This window comes from Burkholderia sp. DN3021, assembly GCF_049805555.1.
Lineage (GTDB): Bacteria > Pseudomonadota > Gammaproteobacteria > Burkholderiales > Burkholderiaceae > Burkholderia > Burkholderia pyrrocinia_C.
Genome location: NZ_JBNCAB010000075.1, coordinates 29,631 through 37,127 on the forward strand (window position 1 = coordinate 29,631; position 7,497 = coordinate 37,127).

Here is a 7,497-nt window from a genome sequence, read left to right on the forward strand (position 1 = left end):
CATGCTGAACGCTTCCCCGGGGTGGATCGATCAGCGGCTGGCCCTCGTCGGCACGGCTGACGTGCCGCTGTACGTGATCGTCAACGACGAGGCCGCGACGCTGATCGAGGGCGGCCTGAGCGGCATGACGGAGCTCGTGTGGCAGCAGCTTCACGACCTGCTGCGGGACTTCGGCGGCATCCGGCATTTGCGCTATTGGCTGATCACCCACTCGCACTATGACCACTGCAGCCTGCTGATGACGCTCAAGTCGCGCATGCCGTGGCTCCATGTATCCGGTTCTCCCGACGCGTTCGATGCGTTCCAGAGCCCGTCGGCCTGCCGAACCATCCGTCAGCTCGACGCGCAGGCGTCACGGTCGTGGGATCCCGCCGTCGGCGTCGATTTCACCGAGTTGTCCGACCTGCCGTTCTACCCGGTCAATCCGGGCACGCAGCTCGACATCGGCGACGGGATGCAGATTCGCACGATCGCGCTGCCGGGCCACAGCCGTTGCCAGTTCGGCTACTACTGCCCGCAGCTGGACATCGGTTTCGTGTCGGATGCGCTCGGCGAGTTTCACGGCGCCACCAGCTGGCTGCCGCTGGTCTTTCAGGACCTGTTTGCCTATCGGCACTCGCTGGACGTCATCGAGCAACTGCAGGCGCCGCGGCTCGCATTGGGGCATCACGGCATCCTCACCGGCGAGCTCGCCCGATCGGCCGTGCGGCATGCACGTGCGTGCCTCGATGCGCGCGAGGCCAACGCACGCGCGGTGCGCGGCAACGCCACCGCCACGCACGAACTGGCCCACCACTGGACTGCGCGTTATGCGGCAAGGAGCGAACGGGTGGTGCCGCATTTCCTGCATCTCAAAAGCATGATGCACATGATCGATCTGTTCCATCGCGCCGAATAGCCTCCTGCGGATTCCCGCCGCAGCAACGCATGGGCGCCGGCCGGCGTCAGGCCGCTGCTCGCTGTTTTCATACCTCTTCCGACGACATCATGACCACTGCGACCTTGCCGACCACGCTTAGCGAATTGCTTCAGAACCGGGCCGCCACACTCGGCGACAAAACCGCCTACGTGTTCCTGAGCGGCCCGCCCGAACAGGAGCAGGCCGAGTCGATGACCTTCGCGGAGCTCGACACGCGCGCCCGCCGGGTCGCCGCGCTGCTGCAGCAGAACGCGGTCGACATCGGCGACCGGGTCCTGCTGCTGTGCCGGCCGGGGCTCGACTATGTCAGTGCCTTCATGGGGTGCCTGTATGCGGGCGCCATCGCGGTTCCCGCCTACCCGCCGCGCAACAGGCAGCATATGGTGCGGATCGCCGGCATCGTCGAGAGCGCAGGCGCGAACACGATTCTGTGTTCGGCCGAGGACCATGCGCGCTGCACGACCTGGCTCGCCGATACCGATGCATCCGGCAGCACGCTGCTCGACGTCGGGGGCGCGCAGGCGCTGGATCCCGTGCATTCGCCCGCCAGCGTGCAGCCATCCCGGATCGCCTTTCTGCAATACACGTCGGGGACCACCGGTAGCCCCAAGGGCGTGATGGTGTCGCACGGCAACCTGATGCACAACCTGGAAATGATCGGCAAATGGTTGGCCTGTGACGAGCGGAGCACGATCGTCAGCTGGCTACCTCCATATCACGACATGGGGTTGATCGGCGTGATCCTGACGTCGCTCTACGGCGGTTTCCGCAGTGTTCTGATGGCCCCGGAGCGGTTCATTCAGCATCCGTTCCTGTGGCTGCGAGCCATCAGCCAGTATCGGGCGGATCTGACGGGCGCGCCGGACTTCGCATACCGGATGTGCTGCCGGCGAATCTCCGACGAACAGCTGGCGACGCTCGACCTGTCGTGCCTGCGGGTCGCCTATAACGGCGCCGAGTCGGTGCGTGCCAGCACCTTGTCGGATTTTGCGCGGCGCTTCGCCGCCGCGGGCTTCGCCGCCGACGGTTTCCTGCCGTGCTACGGGCTGGCGGAGGGGACGCTGTACGTCGCCGGTCGCACGGAGCAGCATCCGATCCGGACGCTGTGCGTCGACCAGGCCGCCCTCCAGCGGCAATCCGTGGTGCCGCGCAGCGAGTTCCTGGGCGTGTCGCCGCAGCCGCTGGATCGCCCGGGCGAACGGGTCCTGGTCAGCGTGGGCCGCACCGACGGCGAACAACAGGTGATCGTGCGCGACCTGGAGACGAACGAGCGTTGCGCCGATCGGACCATCGGCGAAATCTGCGTGGCCGGCCCGAGCGTCGCCGCCGGCTACTGGCGTCTGGACGAGCAGACGCATTCGACCTTCCAGCACAGTCTGGCGGGCCATCGGGATCAGGTGTTCATGCGCACCGGCGATCTCGGCTTCATTCTGGGCGACGAGCTTTACGTCACCGGCCGGCTCAAGGACATGGTGATCCTGGCCGGCCGCAACTACTACTCGGAAGACATCGAGTACGCGCTGATCGTCGGCGTGGCGGAACTCGTGCCGAACGGTTGTGCAGCCTTCATGGACGACCAGGTCGACGCGGAGCGCCTGATCGTCGTGGCGGAAGTCGAGCGCTCGCAGCGCAAGGGCAATCTCGACAGCTTCATCGACGCGATTCGCCAGGCGATCTGGAACCGCCTCGACATCGGCCCGAGCGCGATCGTGTTGGTGTCGCCCGGCAGCGTGCCGAAAACGTCGAGTGGCAAGGTGCGCCGCAGCACGTGCCGCACGCAGCTGCGCGACGGCGCACTGACGATCCTTGCGCAGTGGGACGTCGACGCCGGCACGCAAACGCCGGCTGCCGATCGCCGGCAACCCGCGCGCCCGGCAGCCGGCATCGACAAGCCGGCGGCCAACGATCGTCGGCGCGATGACAGCGCCACCGTCGACGAACTGAACGACTGGCTCAGGCACTACGCCCGCACGCGGATCGATTCGCGAACCATCGACGAGCGTCGCACCATTCCGCCGCACGTCGTGCTCGATTTCGGGAACCGGGGCCTGCTCGGCATGCCGATCGACCGTTCGTACGGCGGCCTCGGCCTCGGCCAGCGCGACATGTCGCGCGTGTTTGCGCAGTTGGCTGCGATCGATTCGACCCTTGCTTTCTTTGTCGCCTTGAACAACACGCTCGGGATCCTGCCGATCATGCAGCATGCGCAGCCGCCATTGCGCGAGGAATTGCTGCCGAGCCTCGCAAGCGGCCGGATGCTCGCCGCATTCGCGATCACGGAGCCGGCCGCGGGCTCGCATGTGCGCGCGATTGCCACCCGCGCGCAGCGCATCGAGTCCGGCGACTGGCTGGTCACGGGGAACAAGAGCTGGAGCGGCTCATCCGCGTGGGCGGGGATCATCAACGTGTTCGCGAGGCAGGCCGACGGCACGGGGATGGTCGGATTGGCGGTGCGCCCCGGCACGCCAGGCGTGCGGATCGGCGCCGAAGAGCTGACGATGGGCGTGCGCGGCATGATCCAGAATGCGCTGCATCTGGATCGCGCGCGGATCAGCGACGCGTACCGGCTCGGCGACATCGGGCAAGGGATGTTCGTGGCGCAGCACGCGATGAACATTGCGCGCCTCGGCATCGCTGCCGTCTGCGTGGGCGGAATGAAACGCTGTGCGCAGCTGATGCATCGCTACGGGGCGCGGCGCCAGGTCGGGACCGGGCTCCTGCTGGACAATCCGCTGAGCCGCCTGCGCCTGGGCGAGCTGCGGCACCGCATCGATGGGCTCAACGCGCTGGTCGAGCACTTGGCCGCCGAGCTGGACCTCGGCGTCGCGCTGCCTGAAGACTGCCTGCTGATTTCGAAGATTCTCGGCTCCGAGCTGCTGTCGCAATCCGCTGACGAGATGATGCAGTTCCTGGGCGGCCGGGGTTATATCGAGACCAACCTGGCGCCGCAGATCTTCCGGGACGCGCGCCTGACCCGCATCTTCGAGGGGCCGACCGAAACGCTGCTGGTTCATCTGGGCAGCAGTCTGCTCAACGGAAGCGACGATTTGCCGCGCTATCTGGAGAGTGCGCTGAGCGCCGGCACGCTGGCCATGGAGCTGCGCCAGCTGGGCGCACAGCTGTCGCAAGACGGGCTCGCCAATGCGTCAAAACTCGACGGCGCCGCGCACGCCGCCGTCTGGGTCAATTACTGGCTCGGCACGGTCGCGCAATGGGGACTGCTGCTGGCGGTGATCGAACGCGCGGCTGCGCAGCAGCGCATCGACGACGGCGCGCTGCACTGGGCGCAGAGCCAGTACGAACTCGCGATCGAGGCGGCGCAGCGGCAGGTCGGCCTGCGCTCTGCCCTGTCCACGTCGGCGGAATTGAACGACTGGGCAGCGCGCACCGGGTTCGAGATCGGCTCGATCGAGCAAACGATCCCGGGCGCAAGCCAACTCGTCGATCCGTTGCTGGATGCCAATACCGACGCGCGTTCGGTCTCCCGCGCGCCCGACGCGCCAGCCGGCGAAGACGCCGGTTCGGCGGCGGCCCCGATCGTGAGCGAGCCGGCGAGCCTGACCGATCGCCAGCAGGTTCATGCCGTCGAACAATGGCTCATCGCGTGGCTGGGCGAGCGCCTCAAGCACCGCAAGGTTCGATTGACGCGCGAGTCGACGTTCGCCGAGATCGGCTTCGACTCGATCCTCGCCGTCGAAATGACGGTCGTATTCAGCGAGACGTTCGGCGTGACCGTCGATCCGTCCGCGGTCTGGGACTACCCGTCCATTCGCGCGCTGGCCGCCCATCTCGCGCCGCGGACTCGCGGCGCCGCGCCGGCGGTTGCCGTAGCGCACGCCGATTCGGATGCACCTTCACCCATTGCAGCTCAATCTTCGACCCTGTGAGACCGTCCAACATGCACGCCCGATTCGACCTGAGTGATTCCACCACCGCGCTGGCCCGGCAGCTCGAACGCTATCTCGACGCATATCCCGACGAAACGCGCACATTGCTCGGCCTGTCGGCCGGTACCTCGATCGGCGTCGAGGTGCTCGACATGGAGCTGCCGGTCAAGCTCGAGCAACACACGCATGCGGCCACGCTGCGCATCGGCCGACACGATGCGCAGCGCGTGATGGCCTATACGCGCAGTTGCAACTGGGCAAGCGGCATCGTGCTGGTGCCGACGCTGGCGCGCCTGGTGTTTGCCGGCGCGTTCCGCGGCCTGCGGGCCGGAGCGCCCCGCTCGATGCGCGCGTTCGCGAAGTCCCGCCAGCCCGACCCGACCCGTAACCTGGGGGTGCTGTGGGGCGCCCTCAACCTGTTGAGCCTGGCCGGCTGGCTGACCCTCGATCGCGGCGACGAAGACGCAGAATATTCGCTCACCCCGGCCGGTGAATATGTCGTCACGTGCGTCGAGCGCGCCCGGCCGCTGTTCGAGCAACTGGCGGATGCCACATCGGTGCTCCAGCATCTGCATGCTCTATGTCATCGAACGCGCGTGGCGGCCAAAGACAGCGTGCTGTATGCGCAGCTCGCGCGAATCTGCGTGGCGGGTTGGCCGGAGCTTCCGCCCCCGGCCACCGATCTGGAGCGCCAGGTGAATGGACAGCTACGCACGGCGATGGACGGCCTGCTGCTCGGCCCGACCTGGGTCGCGCTCGATATGCCGGTGTTCGACAGACAGCCGGATGGCCAGTACTCGCAGTCGGCGCCCGGAATCCTCGGCAAGTTCGACGAGCAGCCCGGCGGGGTTGCGGTCGGCGCCTGGCCGCATGCTGATCCTGTCGTCCTGCACGCGGCATGGGCGCTGATGTGCAAGTTCGGCATGGCGGAAATCGATCGGGAAAAGGTGCGCCTCACCGAGTCGGGCCGGATTCACCGGCCGATTGCCGCCCCATACGCGGGGTTGCCCGCATCCTATCTGCGTTCGTATGCGCTGCTCGACGAACTCCTGTTCGGCAACCCCGATCCGCTCGATATCGATAGCGACGGTCACATCGATCGCGTGATGAACGTGTATGCGTCGAGCGGCGCGGGGTCGGGGCCGGCGTCGCAGGAAATCACGACGAAAATCCTGCGCGAGCTGTTCGACGACACGCCGCTGGATCGCCAGCCGGCCGGCATCGCCGACATGGGCTGCGGCGACGGCAGCGCAGTGAAGCGCCTGGCGGAATACGTCATTACGTCGACGCGGCGCGGCCGACACCTCGCGACCTATCCGCTGCTCGTGATCGGCGCGGACTACAACGAATCCGCGCGCGGTCGCGCCGCCGCCACGCTGTCTGTGCTGAAGGACATCCCCGGTGTGCAGGTACGCGTGATCGCCGCCGACATTTCCCAGCCCGACCGCTACGACGAAGCCGTGGCCGAAAGCGGCCTGACCGTCAGGCAGCCGGACGGCAGCATGCGCCCGGCGCGGCTGAGCGACCTGTTGCATACTTTCATGTTCCTGGTCCACAACCGCCGGTTGGGCATCCGGCGTAAGGACGCCGCCGAAGCGATCCTCGAGCGCCATCTCCGCACCGTCGATCGAGCCCGCCTGCGCGCGGTTATCGACCAGCACTATGCAGGCATCCTGAAGGTATCGGATCAGGCCGAGTTGCCGATCGCGCTCGACCAGATCAAGCGTGCGTTCAAGGTGGCGTACAGCGATGCGGAAGGCCTTGTTCCCGGTTACGTGGCGGCTGCGGATCTCATCGATTTCCTGACCCGCTGGAAGCGCCACGCGAAGCACGGCTTTCTCATCGTGGAAGGACATAGCCCGTGGGCGGAGAATCTTTGCGCGCGTGCGCCGGGCGGGCCGGACACGTGGTTGCGCACCGAGCAGCTTCCGTCGGTGTTCAACTGGGGCATGCATTTCGTGTCGCGTCAGTTCATGGCGCCGTTCAACGAATTCACGCTCGCGTTGACCCTGGCCGGTCTGCGCCCCGACAGCCCGATTTATGGGCGGATTCATCCGGAGGGGTTCCCGGCGCCGGATCTGCTGAGCAACTATCGATTCTTCAGTATCGCAAACTATGTTGCCGAGCCGATCGTAACGTCGTATCCGTGACTGCTGATCCCCAGTCACAGGTGGGTCGGCCGCGATTCGCGACTTTTCGCCGAGTGCCCCTAAGCGATCGATTCAAAATTAAAATCGATGCTTGGCGCGAGCGGTGACACCTTCCGCCGGCGATCCGGCAGACAGGCCCCGAGCCCGGTTGATGGGCTCGCGCCGGTATGGCGAATGCACCTTGAAAACGTCGGCGTCGATCGGATGCCCGGCCGCATGACATCGCTCGACTATCAGAGTTCGCAGTTGCCGGACGTCGGGGATTGCTTTGTACTGGCGATGCTTCGCGCACCGCCGTGCAGGTGCGAATGCATTCCCGGGCGCTGCCACGTTGGCGGGGTGTTCGCGCAACATGATGCGATGACGAAAACGAAATCGCTTTATCACGGCCACCGGCTCCCGTCGATGGTCACCCCTCTGCCCCCCGCTTCACCCTGCGCGGCGGGCCCGCAAGCGGCCCCCCCCCCCCCACAATCCCGGGCCCCCAAAAACCCCCCGCCGCCGCCCTTAAAAAACGCCCCTTAAACACAAAATCCGCCCG

Annotated in this window: 3 protein-coding genes; all 3 read left to right on the forward strand. The window is 66.6% G+C overall.

The features are described from left to right. The first annotated feature begins 1 nt into the window (after position 1). The 3 genes from ACPUER_RS28165 (at position 2) to ACPUER_RS28175 (ending at position 6,956) form a co-directional block, all read left to right on the forward strand. The gene (locus tag ACPUER_RS28165; RefSeq protein WP_425132698.1) at positions 2-898 is read left to right on the forward strand and encodes an MBL fold metallo-hydrolase; all 897 of its coding nucleotides are present in this window, start codon (positions 2-4) and stop codon (positions 896-898) included. An 89-nt stretch (positions 899-987) separates the two neighbouring features. Then, positions 988-4,806, forward strand: coding sequence for an AMP-binding protein (locus ACPUER_RS28170; protein WP_425132699.1), 3,819 nt, complete (start codon positions 988-990; stop codon positions 4,804-4,806). Positions 4,807-4,817: 11 nt separating this feature from the next. Then, a complete protein-coding gene (locus ACPUER_RS28175) occupies positions 4,818-6,956 on the forward strand; it encodes a hypothetical protein (RefSeq protein ID WP_425132701.1) in 2,139 nt (712 codons plus the stop codon). The last annotated feature ends 541 nt before the right edge of the window (positions 6,957-7,497 follow it).

Excerpts from the sequence above, each read along its gene's own strand:
- ACPUER_RS28170 (WP_425132699.1), top strand. The coding sequence starts at position 988 with ATGACCACTGCGACCTTGCCGACCACGCTTAGCGAATTGCTTCAGAAC.
- ACPUER_RS28175 (WP_425132701.1), top strand. The coding sequence starts at position 4,818 with ATGCACGCCCGATTCGACCTGAGTGATTCCACCACCGCGCTGGCCCGG.
- ACPUER_RS28165 (WP_425132698.1), top strand. The coding sequence starts at position 2 with ATGCTGAACGCTTCCCCGGGGTGGATCGATCAGCGGCTGGCCCTCGTC.